Genomic DNA, 20916 nt, shown 5'->3' with positions numbered 1-20916 from the left:
CATGACCACTGACACCTCAGCGCCGGCGCAGGACGGGACCGGATCGAAGCTCAAGCAGGCGATCACCGGTCCCCTGCTGTTCCTGTTCATCCTCGGCGACGTGCTCGGCGCGGGCATCTACGCGCTGATGGGCACCCTGTCCAAGGACGTCGGTGGTGCGCTCTGGGCGCCGCTGGTGCTCGCCCTGCTGCTGGCGCTGCTGACCGCCGGCTCGTACGCCGAACTCGTCACGAAGTACCCGAAGGCCGGTGGCGCCGCGGTGTTCGCCGAGCGTGCGTACAAGGTGCCGCTGGTGTCGTTCCTGGTCGGGTTCTCGATGCTCGCCGCCGGTGTCACGAGCGCCGCGGGTCTGTCGCTCGCCTTCGCCGGTGACTACCTCGGGACGTTCATCGACGTCCCGCCGGTGCCGGCCGCGATCGTGTTCCTGGCCCTCGTCGCCTGCCTCAACGCCCGCGGCATCTCGGACTCGCTGCGGAGCAACGTCGTGATGACGATCATCGAGCTCTCCGGTCTGGTCATCGTCATCGTCACGGTCGCCGTGATGATGGGCGGCGGCGGCGGGGACGTCTCGCGTGTCGGCGCGTTCCCCGCGGAGGCGAACCCGGCACTCGCGACCCTCAGCGCCGCGATCGTCGCCTACTACTCGTTCGTCGGCTTCGAGACGTCGGCGAACGTCGCCGAGGAGGTCCGCGAACCCCGCAAGGTGTACCCGCGTGCCCTGTTCGGCTCCCTCGCCACCGCGGGTGTCGTGTACGTGCTCGTCGCGCTGGCCAGCTCGATCGCGCTGCCGGCGTCGGAGCTGTCCGACTCGAGCGGTCCGCTCCTGGCGGTCGTCGCCGCCACCGGCGTCCCGATCCCCGAGTGGGTGTTCAGCATCATCGCCCTGGTCGCCGTCGCGAACGGCGCCCTGCTCACGATGATCATGGCGAGCCGCGTCACCTACGGGATGGCCGAGCAGCGCCTGCTGCCGCGTCTGCTCGGCAAGGTCCTGCCGAACCGGAAGACCCCCTGGACGGCGATCATCGCGACGACCGTGGTCGCGATGCTCCTGACCCTCGTCGGGGACGTCGGCACACTCGCCGAGACGGTGGTCCTGCTGCTGCTCTTCGTGTTCATCAGCACGAACATCGCGGTGCTCGTGCTCCGCAAGGACCGGGTCGAACACGAGCACTTCCGGGTGTGGACGTTCGTGCCCGTGCTCGGCGTCGCGTCCTGCATCCTGCTGCTCACCCAGCAGAGCGGGCAGGTCTGGCTGTACGCGGCGGTGCTGCTCGCGGTCGGCGTGGTCCTGTACTTCATCGCCCGGGCCACGCGGGGCCGGGAACGCACCGATTCGGAGACGTCGGCCCGCTGACGGTGGCGGGGCGGGCCTCCCGACCGCTCTGGAGGCCCGCTCCACGTCCGCCACGCGGCCCGCCCCGGAACCTGCGCCGTCGGTTGCGATCAGTACAGGTCACGACCCGGCTCGTGCCGCCGGGGTCAGTCCTCGGTGTCGACCGTGTTCGTGACGACCTCGCCGCTGCCGGCGTCGATGCGGATGCTGTGCTTCGTGCCGGATCCGTCGAGGACGTCGCCCTCCCAGACGACCGCGCCCGCGTGGTCGTCCAGGCCGAGCTCGGTGACGGTGCCGGTGCCGGAGACGGTCTTCGTCAGTGTCGAGGCGGCCTGCGCGACGGAGAGGTCGGCGGCACCGACGAACCGCTTGGCCTCCGTGACGTCCTCGGCGTCCGAGGTCTCCTTCGTCGGGCCCGCGGTGGTGCGCTGGCCGTCGGCATCGACGTGGACCTCCTGCTCGTTGCCGTCGGAGGTGACGACGAGGACCTCCCACGAGGTACCGCCGGCCTCCTGCTCGATCGAGGTCACGGTGCCGGAGCCGACGGCTTTCCGGGCGGTCCCGGCGGCGGCGGTGAGGGCGTCGTTCCCGGCGGCACTGCCCGAGGCGGGGGCGCTGGCACCGGTGCTGCCCTCGGTCGCGGTGGTTGCCGGAGCGGAGGCTGCCGGTGCGGCGACGTCGTCGCGGTCGTCGTCGTCGGACGAGCAGCCGGCGAGCGCCATGGCCCCGACGAGCGGGAGTGCGGTGAGGAGCGCGATGCGGCGGGTGGTGGTCTTCTTCGTGGTCTGCATGTGACCACCCTGGGCAACGGGCACTGAAGCAGACCTGAAGCGACCTGGGGCGACGCCCGGGCAGCCGGACGTCGCCGCTTCAGTCCTGCAGCAGCGGCAGCCGCACCGTGAACCGCGCTCCCCCGCTGGGCGCCGCCGACACCGTGACGCTGCCGCCGTGCCCGCGGACGACGGCGTCGACGATCGCGAGCCCCAGCCCGGATCCGCCGGCGTCCCGCGCCCGGCCCTCGTCGAGTCGTACGAAGCGCTCGAACACCCGGGCCCGGTCGGCCTCGGGGACGCCGTGCCCGTCGTCGTCCACGGTGAGCACCGCACCACCACCGTCGGTCCGGAGACCGACGACGACCGTGTCCGCGGCGTGCCGGACGGCGTTGTCGACCAGGTTCCGGACCACCCGGCCGAGCAGCCGGTCGTCACCGCTGACCCGCGCCGGGGCGACACCGGACACGTCGACCCGGACGGCCGCGCCCTGCACCGAGCGCGGTCGGGAGGCCTCGGCGTACACGAGGTCGTCGAGGTCCACCGCCCGGTCCCGGTCGCGTCCGCGTTCGTCGACGCGGGTGAGCAGGAGCAGCGACTCGACGAGCTCCTGCAGCCGCGCACCCTCGTCGAGCACGACGTCGGCGAGGTCCGCGGTGCCGGTGACGTCCGGGTGGGCGCGGGCGACCTCGGCGTGCTGCCGGATCGTCGCGAGTGGGGAGCGGAGTTCGTGCGAGGCGTCGGAGACGAACTGCCGCTGCGCCTGCTGCGACGCTTCGAGCCGTCCGAGCATCCGGTTCATGGTCGCGGCGAGCCGGTCGACCTCGTCCCCGGAGCCCGGTTCGTCGACCCGGGCGTGCAGGTTCGTGCCCTCGACGGCGTCCACCTCGCGGCGCATCCGGTCGACCGGGCGGAGCGCACGGCCGACGACGAACCAGGTCACGAGCGACATCAGTGCCACGACCACCGGGACCGCCACCACCAGCAGCACGCTGACGGTCCGGACGGCGGCGTCGGCGTCCTCGAGGGGAGCGCCGACGACCAGGACCCCGTCACCGCCGCCCGGCAGGTCGACGTCGTCGGCGACGAGCAGCCACCGGTCGCCGTCGTGCCGGGTGCGCGACTGCTCGGCGGTGTCGAGCGGCCGGGCGGGAGTGTCGTCGGCGCGGGCCAGCACGCGGCCGTCGCCGTCCTGCAGTTGGGCCAGCACGTCGTCGTCCTCCGCCTCCACGGCGGTGGGGCCGTCGGCCTCCACACGGGTGCTCAGGCCGTCGAGGGTCTGCTCCGCGGCGGTCTGGACACCGTCGGACAGCGAGGTGCGGAGGACGCCGACGAAGGCGACCGCCCCGATGACGAGGGCGACGAGGACGACGAGGGCCGCGCCTCCCGTCGCCCGCGTCCGGATGGAGACGGGCCGGCGAGAGCGACGGGGCGGGCGCTCAGCCACCGTCGACGTCGAGGCGGTACCCGGCCCCGCGGACGGTCTCGATGGCGTTCCGGCCGAACGGGCGGTCGACCGCGCGGCGGAGGTGACCGACGTAGACCTCGACGATGTTCGGGTCGCCGGTGAAGTCGTCGTCCCAGACGTTGGCGATGACGTCCCGTTTCGACAATACCTGGCCGGGGTGGCGCATGAGGTACTCGAGGACGGTGAACTCCCGGCTGGTCAGGTCGAGCAGGACCTCGCCCCGCCACACCCGTCGCTCCGCCGGGTCCAGACGCAGGTCGCCGGCCTGGAGGACCGTGGGGCGTTCCCGGGATCCGCGCCGGACGAGCGCACGGAGACGCGCGACGAGCACCGGGAACGAGAACGGTTTCGTGACGTAGTCGTCGGCGCCGGCGTCGAGGGCGTCGACCTGGTCCCACTCGCCGTCCTTGGCGGTGAGCATGAGCACCGGGGTCCAGTCCTGCTCGGCGCGGAGCGTCTCGCACACCTTCCAGCCGCTCATGCCCGGCATCATCAGGTCGAGGACGATCGCGTCGTACGGGTTCTCACGGGCGTACCAGAGCCCGTCCACCCCGTCGTGGGCGACGTCGACGGCGAAGCCCTCGGCCTGCAGCCCGTTGCGGATGCCCTCGGCGAGCCGGACTTCGTCGTCGACCACCAGCACGCGCATCGTCCGAGCATGGCGGGGCGGCCTGAACCGGGGCTGAAGCCGGGCCGTACAGGGGTCCCTCGGACGGGGTGCGGCTCGTCGTCCCCGTCGGGCGCTACTCTCGGGACGACGAGGGGGCTCTCCATGATCAGCATCGCGTCCGGCTTCGACCCGGCGTTCTCCACCGATGGCGGTTCCTGGCCGGTCGACGACTTCTCGCGGACCTTCTCGACTGCCTCGACGCTCATCACCGTCGTCGGAGTGCTGATCGTGATCGGCATCGTCGTGTCGGTCGGCATCGCGGTGTACCGCAGCACCCGGATGGCGAAGCGCGGCCAGAACCCGTTCACGATCGAGGAGGATCTCGCGCACTCCGCGATGCGGTCCCGTGCGCTCGCGCCGACGACGACCCTCGAGCAGCGGCTCGCGGAACTCGACGACCTGCACCGGCGCGGGGTCATCACCGACGAGGAGCACCGAGCGGCGCGGTCGGACGCGTTGCGCCCGTAGGGGCCTGCGCCGGTCAGCTCGAGACCCCACTCGCGCCTGCGGCACCTCGACGATCGTCCCGCTGCTGAGACGCCCCGTCTCTCCGCGACGCCCTGTTCTCCTCGAGACGCCGCCGGATGCCGCGGCGTCTCGAAGACCGAGCGGCGTCTCGAGGGCCGAGCCCCGCGGAACGCAACGTGGGCGGCCCCACGCAGCGGAGTACCGCTGCGAGGAACCGCCCACGTTGCGTGTTGCGGAGAGGACTACGCGGCGTCGATCGCGGCGCGGATCTCGGCGGCGGCAGCGCCGACGTCCGAGGCGCTGTAGATCGCGCTGCCGGCGACGGCGACGCGGGCTCCCGCTGCCTTGACCGAGGCGACCGTGGCGGCCTTCACACCGCCGGCGATCGAGAACGGCACGCCCGAGGCCTTGCCCTCGTCGAGGAGCGTGTCGAAGGTGAAGCCCTCTTCGGCCTGCTCGTCGAGGCCGGCGTGCACCTCGACGAACTCGACGCCGAGCTCGGTGACTTCGCGGGCACGAGCGGCCTTGTCGGGGACGCCGATCAGGTCGACGACGATGCCCTTGCCGTGCTTCTTCGCCGCGGCGACCGCGCCGACGATGGTGCTGTCCCCGGCGACACCGAGCACGGTGACCAGGTCAGCGCCGGCCTGGAACGCCATGTCGGCCTCGAGCTCACCGGCGTCCATCGTCTTGAGGTCGGCGAACACGATCTTGTCCGGGTGGGCTTCCTTCATCGCCGTGATGGCGGCGACGCCGGCGCTCTTCACGAGCGGGGTGCCGAGCTCGAGGATGTCGACGTGCGGGGCTGCCGCGGCGGCGAGTTCGAGGGCGGTCTCGGTGGAGAGGGTGTCGATGGCGAACTGGAGCTGCATGGTGGTTCCTTCCGGAGGGGTCATTCGAGGTTGGCGTGCCGCGGCCAGAGGTCGTCGGCGGAGTGTCCGCTGCGCTGCCAGAGCGCGTGGAACAGCGCGTCGCCGAGCAGGACGACGCCCTGCTCGAACAGGCTGCCGGCGTACTGGGCCGATGCGGTGCCGGATCGGTCGGTCTTCGTCGCTGCCGGCAGCACGAGGGTGACCTCGGCCAGCTCGGCGAGCGGCGACGAGGACGTGGTCGACACGGCGACGACCTTCGCGCCGACGTCCACCGCGGTCCGTGCGGCCTGCACGATGCTGCCGGTGGTGCCCGATCCGCTCGCGGTGAGCAGGACGTCGCCCGGCTCGATCGCGGGGGCCGTGACCTCGCCGACGACGTGCACGTCGAGGCCGAGGTGCATGAGCCGCATCGCGGTCATCCGCAGCGCGAGCCCGGACCGTCCGGCGCCGTGCACGAACACGCGTTCGGCACCGTCGAGCAGGTCGAGCGCACGGGCGGAAGCCGCCTGGTCGCCCTCAGCCACCCCGTCGACGAGGTCGTCGAGTTCGTGGCTGACGAGGTCGAGCGCGGCGGCGAGCGTCTGTTGGGACATGCAACGAGCATGCGCGTCGACCGCTGGACACACCGCTACCCGACACGGCGGGCGTCCCACCCGTTCGGACGGCTCCCTGTCCAGGGATGGGCAGGGCGGGTAGGTTCGTCCGGATGGACACGCAGCACGGCCGGGAGGCCCGGATCACCCCAGCCGAGCACGCTCGCCTCCTCGCCGACCGGACCGACCGGCACACGCTCACGCTGGAGTCCGTGCTGGCGGTGCTCCGCTCGCCCCGGGTCGGCGACGCCGCGGCCCGGGCTGAGGCGGTCGAGATCGCGTCGGCCGCGCTCGTGGACCTGCGGACGTCGACGGACCGGCAGCGCGAGGTCCTGCTGGAGCCCGTCGCCGGGGCGTTCTCGCGCCTCCGTGCCGACCTGCGACCCCTCGTCCGGTTCGGTGACCTCGACGTGCAGTTCGTCGAACCCCCCGCGAACGGACGTGCGCTGCCCGGGGACGTCGCGCACGCTGCCCGGGCCGTGGTCCGGACCGCGGTGCTGACCCTGGTCGACGAGGGGCGGGCGAACCGCGTCCGCATCCAGTGGGACTGCGACGGCCGGAACCTGCTCATGCAGCTCCGTGACGACGGTGCCGGGACGCACGACGTGCAGGACGACGCGATGCGACCGATCGCCGAACGGGTCGCGGCGCTCGCCGGGCAGATGCGGGTGGACTCGACGCCCGGGTGGGGGTCCGTGATCGACGTGACGGTGCCGCTCGACCCGCCTGTCGCCTCCGCTCCGGGACCCGAGGACTCCGACCTGACTCCCCGCGAACTCGACGTGCTGCGGCTCGTCGCGACCGGCGTCGGCAACCGGGAGATCGCCGACGGGCTCGGCATCTCCGTGAACACGGTGAAGTACCACGTGGCGAACCTGCTCCGGAAGCACGGTGCCCGGACCCGCGCGGAGCTCGCGGCGCACGCCCACGCCGGCTGAGCGGCGACGCGCTGGCGCGACCGTTGGGTGTCACAGCCCAACAGGAACCCGCTCGAACCACGGGATGCCGCGGTGCGAGCAGGACACGGTTGTGCTCGGCCGAACGGCACCAGCGAAACCGGCGGACGCGGTGCCGGCAAGACAGCAGCAGCGCCGCCATGTCGGATCAGCCGGCCGGTGCGAACCGGTAGCCCATCCCCGACTCGGTCACCAGGAACCGCGGGCGCGACGGCTCCGGCTCGAGCTTCCGCCGCAGCTGCGCCATGTACAGCCGCAGGTACCCGGAGTCGTTGCCGTGCGTCGGTCCCCACACCTCCGTCAGCAGCATCTCGCGCGTCAGCAGCCGATCGGGGTTCGTCACCAGGACCTCGAGCAGCCGCCACTCGGTCGGGGTCAACCGGATCGCCGGACCGTCGGGAGCGGTGACCTGCTTGGCGACGAGGTCCACCACGAGCTCACCGATCCGGATCGTCGGCGTGGCCTCCCCAGCCGCCGGTGCCCGCCGCCGCCCGAGCGCCCGCAGTCGCGCCAGGAGCTCGTCCATCTGGAACGGCTTCGTCACGTAGTCGTCGGCCCCGGCGTCCAGGGCGTCGACCTTGTCGCCGGAGTCCGTCCGCCCGGACAGCACGAGCACGGGGACCTGCGACCAGCCGCGGATGCCCTCGAGCACCCCGATGCCGTCCAGCCGCGGCATCCCGAGGTCGAGCATCACGATGTCCGGCCGCTCGGTGATGACGGCGTCGATCGCGGCACGACCGTCGCGGGCGGTGACCACGTCGTAGCCGCGGGCACCGAGCGTCACCGCGAGCGCCCGCACCAGCTGCACGTCGTCGTCCGCGATCAGGACCTTCATCTGCCCACCACTCCCAGGTGTCCCGCGATCGGCAGACGCACCACGACGGTGAGGCCACCGCCGGGGGTGTCGTCGACCTCGATCGTGCCGCCCATGCCCTCGGTGAACCCGCGCGCGAGCGCCAGGCCGAGTCCGAGTCCGGTGTCGTTGTCCGTGTCCCCGAGGCGCTGGAACGGTTGGAACACGTCTTCGCGGCGGTCCTCGGGGATGCCCGGCCCACGGTCCGCGACCCGGAGCTCGACGCCGCCGGCGAAGGCGCTCGCCGCGATCCGGACCCGCTCCCCGTCCGGTGAGTACCGGACGGCGTTCGCCAGCAGGTTCACGACGACGCGCTGCAGGAGCACCGGGTCGGCGAGGACGGGCGGGAGTTCGGCGGGCAGGTCGAGGTCGACGTCCTCCGGGCCGAGTTCGAGCTCGTCGAGTGCAGGGGCGACGACCGTGTCGAGCGACGTCGGGACCGGGGACGCGGCCAGCACCCCGGCCTGCACCCGACTGACGTCGAGCAGGTCGGCCAACAGCACCGCCAGCTGACGGAGGCTCTCGTCGGCGGTCGCGAGCAGGGCCTCCCGGTCGGCCTCGCCCAGTCGGACGTCCCGCGCGCGGAGGGACTGCACGGCGGCGGAGGCGGCCGCGATCGGTCGCCGGACGTCGTGGCTGACGGCCGCGAGGATGGCACTCCGGACCCGGTCGACGGCTGTGATCCGCTCCGCGTCGACGGCGGTGCGGGTGAGCGCGCGGTGTTCCAGGGCGGCGTCGAGCTGCTGCTCGACGACCCGCAGCAACCGCCGCTGGGTGGGGTCGTCGGGTGCGCCGGCGAACTCCAGGACGGCTCCGGACGGGAGGCTCGTGGCCGCGTCCGGCGTGTCCCCGAACGTCCCCGACGTGGCCGGCACCTCGTCGCCCTGGCGGACGCGGACGCCGGCGAAGCCGAAGGCCTCGCGGGTGCGCTCGACGAGGGCCTGGAGGGCGTCGTCGCCGCGGAGCACGCTGCCGGCGATCCCGACGAGGAGCCCGGACTCGGCGGCGGCTCGGCGGGCGGTGCGGGAGCGGCGGGCCGACCGGTCGACGACGAAGCTGACGAGCACCGCGCTGACGACGTACATGACGAGCGCGAACAGGTGCCAGGGCTGCTGGACGGTGACCTGGTGCAGGGGTCGGACGAAGAAGAAGTCGAGGCTCAGGCCGGACAGCACGGCGGCGAACACGGCGGGGAGCATGCCGCCGATCAGGGCGACGACGAGCACCAGCAGCTGGTAGGCGAGCACGTCGACGGTGATCGAGTCGGGGTCGTCGGTGAGGCTGAGGAGCCAGGTCAGGACGGGTCCGGCGACCAGGGCGAGCAGGAACGCGGCCACGATCCGGGAGCGGGACAGGCTGCCGCCGAGCTTCGGCAGGGCCAGGCCACCGCCGGCGCGCTCGTGCGTGACCACGTGCACGTCGATGTCGCCGGACTCGCGGATGACGGTGCTGCCGATGCCCGGGCCGGTGAGGGCGGCGACGAGTCGGCTGCGACGGCTGATGCCGATCACGATCTGCGTGGCGTCGACGGAGCGGGCGAACCGGACGAGGGTGGTGGGCACGTCGTCGCCGACCACCTGGTGGTAGGTGCCGCCGAGCTGTTCGAGCAGGGCGCGCTGCTTGCCGAGCGCGCCGGGATGCCGCTCGCGGAGACCGTCGTTCGTGGTGACGTGCACGGCGGCGAGCTCCCCGCCGGCCGAGCGGGCGGCGATGCGGGCGCCCCGGCGGAGCAGGGTCTCGCCCTCGGGGCCGCCGGTCAGGGCGACGAGGACACGCTCCCGGGTCTCCCACCGGTTCGCGATGCCGTGTTCGGCGCGGTAGCGCTTGAGCGCGTCGTCGACCTCGTCGGCGAGCCAGAGCAGGGCGATCTCGCGGAGGGCGGTGAGGTTGCCGAGGCGGAAGTAGTTCGACAGGGCCGCGTCGATCCGGGCGGCCGGGTACACGAGCCCGTCGGACAGTCGGTCACGGAGGGCCTGCGGGGACAGGTCGACGACCTCGATCTGGTCGGCGGCGCGGACCACGGCGTCGGGGACGGTCTCACGCTGCACGGTGCCGGTGATCTCGCGCACCACGTCGCCGAGGGACTGCATGTGCTGGACGTTCACCGTCGAGATGACGTCGATGCCCGCAGCCCGCAGTGCCTCGACGTCCTGCCACCGTTTCTCGTGCGGGCTGCCGGGGGCGTTCGAGTGCGCGAGTTCGTCGACCAGGGCGACCTCGGGGCGTCGGGCGAGGACGGCGTCGAGGTCCATGTCGTCGAGGGCGACCCCGCGGTGCTCGACCGTCCGGCGCGGGACGACCTCGAGCCCGTCCACCAGTGCGGCGGTGGCGGCGCGGCCGTGGGTCTCGACGACGGCGACGACCACGTCGCGGCCGTGGTCGGCCATCCGGCGGCCCTCTTCGAGCATCGTGTAGGTCTTGCCCACGCCGGGGGCCGCACCGAGCAGCACTCGCAGCTTCCCTCGCTTCACGCGCTCATCCTCTCGTGTTCGACGTTGACGGCACGGCCATCCACTGATATATTGGTATCAATCGTTCCCGCCAAGGCTCGAGCTCACGCTTCCTCAAACCGGCGGGACTTTTCATTGCTCATGATGTTCCCTGCGCTGTAGTTGCTGCCGGCTTGCCCGAGATCACGATCATCCGTCGTCCTCAGGAGCCACATGTCGCACCACCCGCTCGCCGTCTCGGTCCACCGACACGAGCAGTTCCGGCAGGCGTTGCGCGCTCACGAGCTCCCCACGTCCGATGCTGACGTCGACCGGCTCCAGGATTTCGACGGCGAGTTGCGAGCCGTCCTGCTGTCCCTGATCGAGCGGATCGAGCTCGCGCTCCGTGGGCGCCTCGACGAGGCCGGAACCGAGACGGCCGGAGCGTTCTGGCACCTCGAGCACCGCTCGTTCCGCCCACGAGCCCCCGTCGGGACGTTGCGAGCTCGGTTCGCGCACGCGTTGGCGCAGTCGCACGACGCCGACCTGCGCGATCGTCCGCTCGACGACCTCCCCTTCGCCGTCCTGGCCGAGGAGCTCAGCCTCGGCACGTTGTCCCGGACGGCCGGCGCCGTCGTCCCCCGGCTCCAGGAGCAGGTGTCCCGGTCGTTCCGCATGCCGCAGCCCACCTTCCGCGCGACCCTGCAGCACATCACCCACGTCCGGAACTGCTGCGCGCACCACGCCCGACTCTGGGGTCGACCCCTCGGCGTCCCGACGCCGCACTACCGGCGACCGACAGACCTCGTGGAGCGGCTGGCCGGAGCGCCGGTCCGGAGTCCGTACCGCTCGGTCGTGCTCATCGACCACCTCGCCAGCACGGCCCGGCGGCCGTGTTCCCGGTCGCAGAGGCTGACGGAGCTCCTGGCGTGTCACCCCGACCTCCTCCACGGACTCCACCATCCGGGAGGGCAGCAGCGAGCCGAGGAGGGGTCGGAGTGAGCGCGTCACGATCAGGGCGCGGTCCGCGCCAGGGCCAGGTTCAGCTCGAGGACGTTGACCGTAGGAGCACCGAGAACGCCGAGCTGGCGAGCCTCGGTGTGCGACGCGACCAGGGCACGTACGCGCGACTCCGACAGGCCACGGGTCGACGCCACTCGGGCGATCTGCAGGCGCGCGTACGCCGGGCTGATGTCCGGGTCGAGGCCGGAGCCCGACGCGGTCACGGCGTCCGCGGGCACCTGGGAGGCGGGCACCCCGTCGACCTTCGCGATCGCGGCCCGGCGCTCCTCGACCGCCTTGGTCAGGTCGGGGTTCGACGGGCCGAGGTTCGACCCGGACGAGGCGTTCGCGTCGTAGCCGTCCTCGCCGGCGGCCGACGGGCGGGACTGGAACCAGCGGTCCGCGTCCTTCCCGGCGAACGACTGTCCGATCAGCGACGAGCCCACGGTCGTGCCGGAGGAGTCGGTGACCATCGAGCCGTTCGCCTGGTCGGAGAAGGCCGCCTGGCCGACGCCCCACACCGCGAGCGGGTAGGCGACGCCGAGCACGACGGTGGCGAGGACGGTGAGGCGGACAGCCACACCACTGGAACGGAGGAAGGAGCGAGTGGAAGTCATGACGAGAACCCCGGGATGAGACCGACGACGAGGTCGATGAGTTTGATGCCGATGAAGGGGACGATGACGCCGCCGAGCCCGTAGACGAGCAGGTTGCGGCCGAGGATCGACGACGCCGAGGCTGCGCGGTACTTGACGCCACGCAGGGACAGCGGGATGAGCGCCACGATGACGAGCGCGTTGAAGATGATCGCCGACAGGATCGCCGACGCCGGAGAGTGCAGCCCCATGATGTTGAGGGCCGCCAGTCCCGGGAACGCAAGCTGGAACATCGCCGGGATGATCGCGAAGTACTTGGCGATGTCGTTGGCGATCGAGAACGTGGTGAGCGCACCACGCGTGATGAGCAGCTGCTTGCCGATCCGGACGACGTCGATGAGCTTCGTCGGGTCCGAGTCGAGGTCGACCATGTTGCCGGCCTCCTTCGCCGCGGTCGTCCCGGTGTTCATCGCCACCCCGACGTCCGCCTGCGCCAGGGCCGGGGCGTCGTTCGTGCCGTCGCCGGTCATCGCGACGAGGTTGCCGCCCTCCTGCTCCCGGCGGATCAGCGCGAGCTTGTCCTCCGGGGTGGCCTCGGCGAGGTAGTCGTCGACGCCGGCCTCGGCCGCGATGGCCTTGGCGGTGCGCGGGTTGTCGCCGGTGATCATCACGGTGCGGATGCCCATGCTGCGGAGCTCGGTGAACCGCTCGGCCAGGCCGTCCTTGACGACGTCCTTGAGGTGCACGACGCCGAGCAGCTGGACCGTGCCCGAGGCGTCGCGGCGGCCGACGACGAGCGGGGTGCCGCCCTGGTCGGAGATCTCCGCGACGGTCGCGTCGATCGCGGCAGCAACACCGCCGTCGCCGGTGTCCGCCCAGGCCAGCACTGCGGCCGCGGCGCCCTTCCGCACCGAGGACCCGTCGGGCAGGTCGACGCCGGACATCCGGGTCTGCGCGGTGAACGGCACCTCGACCCCACCGGCCGGGAGGGACGTGGAGACCCCGGCGGCGAGCGCCAGGTCCACGATCGACCGGCCCTCGGGCGTCCCGTCGGCAGCGCTCGACAGCGCTGCCGCTTCCATGAGCGAGACCTCGCTCACACCCGGCACCGGCACGACTCGAGAGGCCCGTCGATTGCCGTACGTGATCGTGCCGGTCTTGTCGAGGAGCAGCGTGGTGATGTCGCCGGCGGCCTCGACCGCGCGACCGGACATGGCCAGGACGTTGTGCTGCACGAGCCGGTCCATGCCGGCGATGCCGATCGCGGAGAGCAGCGCCCCGATGGTGGTCGGGATGAGGCAGACGAGCAGCGCGATGAGCACCGTGATGCTGACGGTCGAGCCGACGAGTCCGGCGATGGGCTGCAGCGTGAGGCAGACGATCACGAAGACGATCGACAGTGACGCGAGCAGGATGTTCAGCGCGATCTCGTTCGGCGTCTTCTGCCGTGCGGCACCTTCGACGAGGCGGATCATCCGGTCGATGAACGTCTCGCCCGGGGTGGAGGTGATGCGCACCACGATCCGGTCGGACAGCACCCGGGTACCCCCGGTGACGGCGCTGCGGTCACCACCGGACTCGCGGATCACCGGGGCCGACTCGCCCGTGACGGCGGACTCGTCGACCGAGGCGATGCCGTCGACGACGTCTCCGTCACCGGGGACCACCTCGCCGGCGACGACCACCACGTGGTCACCCTTCGCCAGGTCGACCGAGGCGACGTCCTCGGTGCCGGCGGACAGCGCGGCCGGATCGGCGGCCGAGTAGCCGACGACACGGCGGGCCGTGGTCGTCGAGCGGGTCTTGCGCAGCGTGTCGGCCTGCGCCTTGCCGCGCCCCTCGGCGACGGACTCGGCCAGGTTCGCGAACACGACCGTCAGCCAGAGCCACACGGCGATCGCGATGGTGAAGGAGGACGGGACGGGCGTGCCGGAGTCGGACGCGCCTCCCGACCGGGTGAAGGGCTCGACGACGGCGGTGACCGTCGTCAGGGCGGCTCCCACCTCGACGATGAACATCACCGGGTTCTTCCACATCAGCCGGGGGTCCAGCTTCCGGAACGCACCCGGGAGGCCCGCCGCCAGTTGACGGGGTCCGAAGGCCGACGGGCGTCGGCCCGGTTGCTCAGCGGTGTGCTGCTCCGACTCGGGAGTCAGGGTGGTCATCAGGACAGTCCTTCTGCGAGCGGGCCCAGTGCGAGCACCGGGAAGTACGTGAGTGCGGTGACGATGACGGCGACGCCGCCCAGGAGCACGATGAACAGCGGCCGGTGCGTGGGCAGCGTGCCGACGGTCGCCGGCACCTTGTCCTGCGACGCGAGCGACCCGGCGAGCGCCAGGACGAACACCATCGGCACGAAGCGACCGAGCAGCATCGCGACGCCGAGCGCGGAGTTCATCCACGTCGTGTTCGCGGTGAGGCCGCCGAACGCCGAGCCGTTGTTGTTGCCGGCGCTGGTGAACGCGTAGAGCAGTTCGGACAGGCCGTGGTTGCCCGGGTTGAACAGCGACGTGCCGAGCACCTGCTCGCGGACGCCGGGGATCAGGAGCGACAGGGCCGTGCCGGTGAGCACCACGGTCGGGGTGACCAGGATGTACAGCGCGGCGAAGGTCATCTCCTTGGCGCGGATCTTCTTGCCGAGGTACTCCGGCGTACGGCCGACGAGCAGCCCGCCGATGAAGACCGTGATCACGGCGAGCACGAGCATGCCGTAGAGGCCGGAGCCGACACCGCCCGGGGTGACCTCGCCGAGCATCATGTTGACCAGCGCCATCATGCCGCCGAGCGGGGTGAAGCTGTCGTGCATGGCGTTGACGGCACCCGTGGACGTCGAGGTCGTCGCGGTGGCGAAGAGCGTCGAGCCGAGGATGCCGAAGCGGACCTCCTTGCCCTCCATGGCGGCACCGGCGGCGTGGGTCGCGGCTCCGCCACCGGCGAGTTCGGCGAGCGACATGGCCGACAGGGACGCCAGGAAGATGCCGCTCATGACGCTGACGATGGCGGTGCCCTGGCGGGTGTCGCCGACCATCTTCCCGAAGGTCCTGGGCAGTGAGAACGGGATGACGAGCATGAGGAAGACCTCGAACAGGCTCGTCCAGGCCTGCGGGTTCTCGAACGGGTGCGCGGAGTTGACGTTGAAGTAGCCGCCGCCGTTCGTGCCGAGCTCCTTGATGGCCTCCTGCGAGGCGACGAAGCCGTCCGGGATGTGCTGCGCGCCGCCGGTGAGCGTCGTGACGTCGGTCCCGGCGCCCCAGGACTGGATGACGCCGCCGGCGACGAGCACGAGCGCCGAGACGAAGGCCAGCGGCAGGAGCAGCCGGCCGGTGCCGCGGACGACGTCGACCCAGACGTTGCCGAGCGTGCCGGACCGCCGCCGGGCGAACCCGCGGACCAGGGCGACCGCGACGGCGAGACCGACGGCTGCGGACAGGAAGTTCTGCACCGCCAGACCGGCCATCTGCACGGTGTACCCGACGGTGGCCTCGGGCGAGTACGACTGCCAGTTCGTGTTCGCCACGAACGACGCCGCCGTGTTGAACGCGAGCGCCGGTCCCACGGCGGGCAGCCCGAGGTCGCCCGGCAACACCACCTGGATGCGCTGGAGCAGGTAGACGAGCAGCAGCCCGGCGACGCTGAACAGCAGCACGCCGCGCAGGTACGCGGCCCACGACTGCTCGGCGTCGGGGTCGACGCCGATCAGGCGGTAGACCCCTCGCTCGACGCGGCCGTGGCGGGAGCTCGTGAAGACGCGGGCCATCCAGTCGCCGAGCGGCCGGTGCGCCACGACGAGGAGCAGCACGAGGAGGGCGACCTGGGCGATGCCGGCCCAGGTCTGCGCGGCGCCCATCAGAACCGCTCGGGGCGGACGAGCGCCCAGACGAGGTACACGACAGCGGCGATGCCGAGGACGGCGGCGGCGATGGTGATCGCGATCACAGTCGCTCCACCCCCTTGGCGATCAGTGCCACCACGCCGAACACGGCGAGGACACCGGCGACGACGAAGACGTCGAACACGTGGGACTCCTGGAGATCGAGGTGCCCGCGGCAGACGCCGTGGACCGCACCGGTTGTGGTGCGGTACCGATGCTGCGTCCGGGGGCGGGCCTCCAGGCCGGTCCTCACGGTTCCCTGACGCCCGGTTGGGCGACACGTGCGGAGCGCTAACGGCCCCGTGCCGGCCTCAGCGGAAGTCGCCGACCTGGTTCTCGACCGGGACGGTGCCCTCGACGACGACGGCACCGGTGTGCGCGGTCGTGACGGTCTCGATGAGGACGATCTCGACCTCCTCGTCCGCGATCGGGTTGTGCCGGACGCCTCGGGGGACGACGTGGAACTGACCGGGCGTGAGCACGACCTCCTGGTCGTCGGGCAGCTGGATGCGGAGCCGGCCGGAGACGACGAGGAACATCTCGTCCTCGGCGTCGTGGGCGTGCCAGACCAACTCACCGAGCAGCTTCGCGACCTTCACGTACTGGTCGTTCACCCGCCCGACGACCCGCGGTGTCCAGTGGGCCTGGACCTGTCGGAGTTCAGCGGCGATGTCGATCCCGTGGAGAGCAGTCATGACCTGATCATCGACCCTGGAACGCCCGTCCCGCAGGTCGACGGCCCCAGCGATGGTGTCCTCTGGTTGGCGGAGTCGGACAGCAGCGCGCTGCCCGTCACGGCGGTCCTGCTCCGCGGGTCCCGGCCGCAGCGAGCCGCGCGGCCACCCGGACGGCCGCGTCCCGCAGGGGCGCGGGCGCGGTGACGGCGAAGTCGGCGTCGAAGCCGGCGAAGACCGCTGCGAGCGCAGTCCACGACCACGAGCCGGTCGTGAGTCGGCAGGTGCCGTCGCCGAGGTCCTCGAGGACGGCGTCCTCGGCCACGTACGGCGCGATGGTGTGTGCCGACACCTGCAGCACCGCCGTCCCGACACACGGCCAGGCCGAGCCACCACCACCCGAACCACCCGTACCGACCGTGCCGTCCGCGCCGTCCGCGCCGCGGAAGCGGGCCGCGACGAACGCCCCCGGGTCGCCGCCCGGGACGGCCCGGGGGACGAACGGGAGGCCCGTGGGCACCTTGGGCGCGATCCGGTCCACCCGGTAGGTGCGCCAGTCCTCCGCGTCGGTGTCCCACGCGAGCAGGTACCAGCGGCCGGCCCGTGCCAAGAGTGCGTGTGGTTCCACCCGGCGGGGTGGCCGGTCGTCCTCCGCTCCCGGCGGCCAGGCGGGCGTGTAGCCGAAGCGCAGGACGGTGCGGGTCCGTACTGCCTCGCTGACGGCGACCAGCACCGCGGGGTCGACGACGACGGCTCCGGGCGTGGTGACCACCTGGACGGCGTCGATCCGGTGCCGCAGGCGGGACGGCATCACCTGCCGGACGGTCGTGAGCGCACGGGCTGCGGCCTCCGCGATGTCGGCACCCGAGGCCGGTGCGACGGCCAGTGCGAGGGCGATCGCCACGGCCTGGTCGTCGTCGAACAGGAGCGGCGGCAGGTCCGACCCGGCCGAGAGCCGGTAGCCGCCGGCCGGGCCGCGGAGTGCGTCGACCCGGTACCCGAGCTCCCGCAGACGGTCGACGTCCCGCCGCACGGTCCGTGGGCTGACGTCCAGCCGCCTGCCGAGGTCGTTGCCCGACCACTCCCGGCGGACCTGCAGCAGGGACAGCAGCGACAGCAGTCGGGAGGACGGAGCGGGCATGACCCCGAGCATGCCAGGAGGAGCGGACAGGATCTGACCGCATCTGCCGCGATGCTGCTCGGGACGAGGCCGACCGGCGCTCGCACGACGACGAGGAGTCGACATGACCATCACCACCATCCCGCACGTGAACTTCGACGGACAGGCCGCCGCGGCGCTGGCGTTCTGGGGTGCAGCCCTCGGCACCGAGCCCGTCGTCGTGACGTACGGCCAGAGCGGCGCCGTCGAGGATCCGGCGTGGGCGGACCGCGTCGTCTGGGGCCAGGTGACCTCGGCGAGCGGCGTCCGGGTCATGGCCTTCGACGTGTGGCCGGGACAGCCCTACGACCAGGGCACGAACAGTTCGTACGTCTACCTGAGCGGCACGGACGAGGACGAGATCCGGGCGGTGTGGGCGGGCCTGCAGGAGGGCGCCGAGGTCCGACAGCCGCTCGGGCCGTCGGCGTGGTCCCCCCTGGCCGGCCAGCTGCGCGACCGCTTCGGTGTGGTGTGGGCCCTCGACGTGCCGGCTGCGCAGCAGCACTGACGACCGACGGCGGCGGATCGACGGCGGTACGGCACGGACGCGACCGCCGCCGATCCGTACGCTGACCGCATGGGGACCACGATCACATCCGTGACCATCGCCTTCGTCATCGCCGCCGTCGTCCCGGTGGTCGTGACGTCGGCCATCCGCCGGGGGGACCGGAAGCGGAAGCACCAGCGCGTGCTCGCCGGGGCGGCCCCGGACGCACTGTTCACCGTGCGGCCGAGACGGTGGCAGCGGGTCATCCTGCGGACCATCGGCATCCTGGTCATCGTCCTCGGCGGCGTGCTGCTGCTCGGTGCGGCCTCGACCACGGACGACCCGGACGCGTTGCCGATGGGCATCGCGGGCACTGTCGCTCTGCTCGGCGGGGTCGCGTTCGTCCTGCTCGCCAGTGCCCTGGCACGGACGCGGATCGATGCGCTGCCGGACCGGCTGATCGTCCGGAAGGGCTTCCGGACCGAACGTGAGGTGCACCACACCGCCATCGCGTCGATCCGGCCCTGGACCGGCCCGTACGGCGGGATCCAGGCGCGCGACCCGGAGGGGACCGTGCTGTTCGACACGGTGTCGATCGCCATCGGCTACCCCGATCTCGAGGCCTGGCTCGCCGAGCGGGCGCCGTGGGCATGGGTCGCGTACGCGGGGGCAGGCACCCCGGCGCCGAACTGGCCCGCAGCGGGCGCTGCGGCACAGGGCTGGCCGGCGCAGCGCGGTCCCGCCGAACCGTGGCCGACACCCGACGACACCGGGCGGGACATCCGTCCGCGCTGACCCCGGTCGAGTCCGACGCTCGTCGCTCAGCGCGCGGGCGTCCAGGTGCTGACGGTCACCGCCGCCGTCACCGTCTCCGGCGTGAACACCGTGTCCGCCGCCACGTGGTGGTGACTCGGCCCCATGTGCACCAGGTCGTGCACGGCCTCGGCGGTGAGTTCCATCGTCCAGGTCAGGTCCTCGGTCGAGCGCGGCGTGAACGCGGGTGTCAAGCTGTCGTGCAGCCGGCGTTCCTTCTCCGGGTCCACGCTGATCGTGGCGGCCGCGAGTTCCGCCAGGTGTCCGACCCGGGGCGTGACGACGACGAGCACGCCTCCGGGGTGCAGCACCCGGGCGTACTCGTGCTGGTTGCGCGGCGCGAAGACGTCGAGCACGACGGCGGCGGCGTGGTCGACGACCGGGAGGCGCTCAGTCACGTCCCCGACGACGGCACCGACGTGCCCGTGGATGCGTGCCGCGCGGCGGATGGCGACGGCCGAGAGGTCCAACGCGACCCCGAGCCTCCTGGCAGCATCGCCATGTGTCGTGCCGTCGAGCGCGTGCGCGAGGTACGTGCCCGGGCCGGAACCGACGTCGAGGACCACGCCGGGTGCGGTCGCGTCGGCGACCACGCTCGTGAGCGCCCGCTCGACCGGCGCGTAGTGACCGCGACCGAGGAAACGCAGCCGCGCGTCGACCATCTCCGGGGTGTCCGCGGTGAGTGCTCGGCGCTTCGCGGGCAGGAGCGTCAGGTGGCCCTGCTTGGCCTCGTCGTACCGGTGCCCGTTGCGGCAACCGGCCTGCCCCGGGGCGGTGCGGGCGAGCGGCTCGGTGCACACCGGGCACGCGAGCACGGGCAGCAGGTCGTCACGCACCGGTCCAGGGTACGGGGCGGCGGGACGGGTGGCCCGGTGCGGTGGTCGCGGTCGGGGAGCGCCCCGGGGGTACGGCCAGGGCCTGGCTCACACGGGTGGCCGCTGGCAGGATCGGTGGGGTGAAGACACTGGAGTTGCCACAGACGGACCTCACCGCCTCCGACGTGATCGTCGGGATGATGCGGATCAACGACATGAGCGACGAGGACATCCGTTCGCTCTACACGGCCTCGCGCGACGCGGGCGTGACGATGTTCGACCACGCTGCCGTGTACGGCGTCTGGCACGGCTGCGAGGAGCGCTTCGGCTCCGCGGTGACGCTGTCGTCCTCCGAGCGGGCCGACATCCAGCTGCAGACGAAGGTCGGCATCCGGCCGACGGAGCACGGCGCGTACTTCGACTTCTCGTACGAGCACATCCTGTCCTCGGTCGAGGAGTCGCTCACCGCCCTGCGCACGGACTACATCGACGTGCTGCTGCTGCACCGCCCCGACGCCCTCGTCGAGCCGGAGGAAGTGGCCCGCGCGTTCGACGAACTGCACGCCGCCGGCAAGGTGCACCACTTCGGTGTCTCGAACCACACCCCCGGGCAGGTCGAGCTGCTGAAGAAGTCCGTGCGGCAGCCGCTCGCGTTCAACCAGGTGCAGCTGAGCATCACCCACGCGAACGTGATCACGCAGGGCCTCACCGCGAACATGGGCGGGCTCGACCAGTCCATCGACCGCGACAACGACATCCTCAACTACTCGCGTCTCAACGACGTGACGCTGCAGGCCTGGTCCCCGTTCCAGAAGGGCTTCTTCGACGGCGTCTTCCTGGGCGACCGTGAGCAGTACGCCGAGCTGAACGACGTGCTCGAGGAGCTCGCCTCGGCGCACGGCGTCACCCCGACCGCCATCGCGGTGGCGTGGATCACCCGGCACCCCGCGCACTTCCAGGTCGTCCTCGGCACGACGAACCCGCAGCGTGTGCGCGACTCGGCCGCCGGGTCCGACGTCGAACTCAGCCGCGAGGAGTGGTACCGCGTGCTCACGGCGGCGGGGCACACCGTCCCCTGAGTGGGCGG

Annotated in this window: 22 protein-coding genes; 7 read left to right on the top strand and 15 right to left on the bottom strand. The window is 72.1% G+C overall.

Annotation, left to right across the window (positions count from 1 at the left end):
- Position 1 precedes the first annotated feature (1 nt).
- A complete protein-coding gene (locus DEJ24_RS09460) occupies positions 2-1354 on the top strand; it encodes an APC family permease (RefSeq protein ID WP_110903646.1) in 1353 nt (450 codons plus the stop codon).
- A 125-nt stretch (positions 1355-1479) separates the two neighbouring features.
- Here DEJ24_RS09460 and DEJ24_RS09455 read toward each other — a convergent pair whose 3' ends face one another.
- The 3 genes from DEJ24_RS09455 to DEJ24_RS09445 form a co-directional block, all read right to left on the bottom strand.
- On the bottom strand, positions 1480-2124 hold the full coding sequence (locus tag DEJ24_RS09455) for a PepSY domain-containing protein (RefSeq protein ID WP_111078412.1): 645 nt from the start codon (positions 2122-2124) through the stop codon (positions 1480-1482).
- Positions 2125-2203: 79 nt separating this feature from the next.
- Complete coding sequence (locus DEJ24_RS09450) at positions 2204-3550, bottom strand: HAMP domain-containing sensor histidine kinase (protein ID WP_111078411.1); 1347 nt, start codon at positions 3548-3550, stop codon at positions 2204-2206.
- A complete protein-coding gene (locus DEJ24_RS09445; RefSeq protein ID WP_111078410.1) occupies positions 3543-4220 on the bottom strand; it encodes a response regulator transcription factor in 678 nt (225 codons plus the stop codon). The genes DEJ24_RS09450 and DEJ24_RS09445 overlap by 8 nt, the downstream gene beginning before the upstream one ends.
- 123 nt (positions 4221-4343) lie before the next feature.
- Here DEJ24_RS09445 and DEJ24_RS09440 point away from each other — a divergent pair, with 123 nt between their 5' ends.
- Positions 4344-4709, top strand: coding sequence for an SHOCT domain-containing protein (locus tag DEJ24_RS09440; protein ID WP_111078409.1), 366 nt, complete (start codon positions 4344-4346; stop codon positions 4707-4709).
- A gap of 242 nt (positions 4710-4951) precedes the next feature.
- On the opposite strand, the gene hxlA is transcribed toward DEJ24_RS09440, so the two are convergent.
- A complete protein-coding gene (gene hxlA / locus DEJ24_RS09435) occupies positions 4952-5581 on the bottom strand; it encodes a 3-hexulose-6-phosphate synthase (RefSeq protein ID WP_110903642.1) in 630 nt (209 codons plus the stop codon).
- Positions 5582-5601: 20 nt separating this feature from the next.
- Complete coding sequence (hxlB, locus tag DEJ24_RS09430; protein ID WP_111078408.1) at positions 5602-6174, bottom strand: 6-phospho-3-hexuloisomerase; 573 nt, start codon at positions 6172-6174, stop codon at positions 5602-5604.
- 113 nt (positions 6175-6287) lie between these two features.
- On the opposite strand from hxlB, the gene DEJ24_RS09425 reads away from it, so the two are divergent.
- A complete protein-coding gene (locus tag DEJ24_RS09425) occupies positions 6288-7112 on the top strand; it encodes a LuxR C-terminal-related transcriptional regulator (protein ID WP_110903640.1) in 825 nt (274 codons plus the stop codon).
- Positions 7113-7278: 166 nt separating this feature from the next.
- Here DEJ24_RS09425 and DEJ24_RS09420 read toward each other — a convergent pair whose 3' ends face one another.
- Complete coding sequence (locus DEJ24_RS09420; RefSeq protein WP_111078407.1) at positions 7279-7965, bottom strand: response regulator; 687 nt, start codon at positions 7963-7965, stop codon at positions 7279-7281.
- Positions 7962-10454, bottom strand: coding sequence for an ATP-binding protein (locus DEJ24_RS09415; RefSeq protein WP_111078406.1), 2493 nt, complete (start codon positions 10452-10454; stop codon positions 7962-7964). The genes DEJ24_RS09420 and DEJ24_RS09415 overlap by 4 nt, the downstream gene beginning before the upstream one ends.
- 192 nt (positions 10455-10646) lie before the next feature.
- Here DEJ24_RS09415 and DEJ24_RS09410 point away from each other — a divergent pair, with 192 nt between their 5' ends.
- On the top strand, positions 10647-11414 hold the full coding sequence (locus DEJ24_RS09410; RefSeq protein WP_111078405.1) for an Abi family protein: 768 nt from the start codon (positions 10647-10649) through the stop codon (positions 11412-11414).
- Between the two features lie 11 nt (positions 11415-11425).
- Here the strand turns inward: DEJ24_RS09410 and kdpC are convergent, their stop codons facing one another.
- From kdpC to DEJ24_RS09380, 7 genes are all read right to left on the bottom strand, one after another.
- Complete coding sequence (gene kdpC / locus DEJ24_RS09405; RefSeq protein WP_111078404.1) at positions 11426-12031, bottom strand: potassium-transporting ATPase subunit KdpC; 606 nt, start codon at positions 12029-12031, stop codon at positions 11426-11428.
- Positions 12028-14175: a potassium-transporting ATPase subunit KdpB gene (gene kdpB, locus DEJ24_RS09400; RefSeq protein WP_111078403.1), complete on the bottom strand. Its 2148-nt coding sequence runs from the start codon at positions 14173-14175 to the stop codon at positions 12028-12030. The genes kdpC and kdpB overlap by 4 nt, the downstream gene beginning before the upstream one ends.
- Positions 14175-15857: a potassium-transporting ATPase subunit KdpA gene (gene kdpA, locus DEJ24_RS09395; RefSeq protein ID WP_111078402.1), complete on the bottom strand. Its 1683-nt coding sequence runs from the start codon at positions 15855-15857 to the stop codon at positions 14175-14177. The genes kdpB and kdpA overlap by 1 nt, the downstream gene beginning before the upstream one ends.
- Positions 15857-15946 (bottom strand): potassium-transporting ATPase subunit F, encoded by a 90-nt coding sequence (locus tag DEJ24_RS09390; protein ID WP_111043536.1) that lies wholly within the window; start codon positions 15944-15946, stop codon positions 15857-15859. The genes kdpA and DEJ24_RS09390 overlap by 1 nt, the downstream gene beginning before the upstream one ends.
- The gene (locus DEJ24_RS16595) at positions 15943-16134 is read right to left on the bottom strand and encodes a hypothetical protein (RefSeq protein ID WP_111236908.1); all 192 of its coding nucleotides are present in this window, start codon (positions 16132-16134) and stop codon (positions 15943-15945) included. Before DEJ24_RS16595 ends, DEJ24_RS09390 begins: the two co-directional genes overlap by 4 nt.
- Positions 16135-16192: 58 nt before the next feature.
- On the bottom strand, positions 16193-16576 hold the full coding sequence (locus tag DEJ24_RS09385; RefSeq protein WP_111078401.1) for a cupin domain-containing protein: 384 nt from the start codon (positions 16574-16576) through the stop codon (positions 16193-16195).
- A 97-nt stretch (positions 16577-16673) separates the two neighbouring features.
- Positions 16674-17696, bottom strand: a complete 1023-nt coding sequence (locus tag DEJ24_RS09380) for a YafY family protein (RefSeq protein WP_111078457.1) — start codon at positions 17694-17696, stop codon at positions 16674-16676.
- 103 nt (positions 17697-17799) lie between these two features.
- Here DEJ24_RS09380 and DEJ24_RS09375 point away from each other — a divergent pair, with 103 nt between their 5' ends.
- Together DEJ24_RS09375 and DEJ24_RS09370 are read left to right on the top strand one after the other, a co-directional pair.
- The gene (locus DEJ24_RS09375) at positions 17800-18222 is read left to right on the top strand and encodes a VOC family protein (protein ID WP_111078400.1); all 423 of its coding nucleotides are present in this window, start codon (positions 17800-17802) and stop codon (positions 18220-18222) included.
- A gap of 69 nt (positions 18223-18291) precedes the next feature.
- Positions 18292-18996: a hypothetical protein gene (locus DEJ24_RS09370; RefSeq protein WP_111078399.1), complete on the top strand. Its 705-nt coding sequence runs from the start codon at positions 18292-18294 to the stop codon at positions 18994-18996.
- A gap of 26 nt (positions 18997-19022) precedes the next feature.
- On the opposite strand, the gene DEJ24_RS09365 is transcribed toward DEJ24_RS09370, so the two are convergent.
- On the bottom strand, positions 19023-19850 hold the full coding sequence (locus DEJ24_RS09365) for a putative RNA methyltransferase (RefSeq protein ID WP_111078398.1): 828 nt from the start codon (positions 19848-19850) through the stop codon (positions 19023-19025).
- Positions 19851-19969: 119 nt separating this feature from the next.
- Here DEJ24_RS09365 and DEJ24_RS09360 point away from each other — a divergent pair, with 119 nt between their 5' ends.
- Positions 19970-20908, top strand: a complete 939-nt coding sequence (locus DEJ24_RS09360) for an aldo/keto reductase family oxidoreductase (RefSeq protein WP_111078397.1) — start codon at positions 19970-19972, stop codon at positions 20906-20908.
- Positions 20909-20916 lie beyond the last annotated feature (8 nt).

Origin of the sequence: Curtobacterium sp. MCPF17_001 (genome assembly GCF_003234615.1) — a bacterium.
In the GTDB taxonomy this organism is placed as follows: domain Bacteria; phylum Actinomycetota; class Actinomycetes; order Actinomycetales; family Microbacteriaceae; genus Curtobacterium.
Note: the sequence above shows the minus strand (reverse complement) of the source record. Positions and strands in the feature narration are given on the sequence as shown.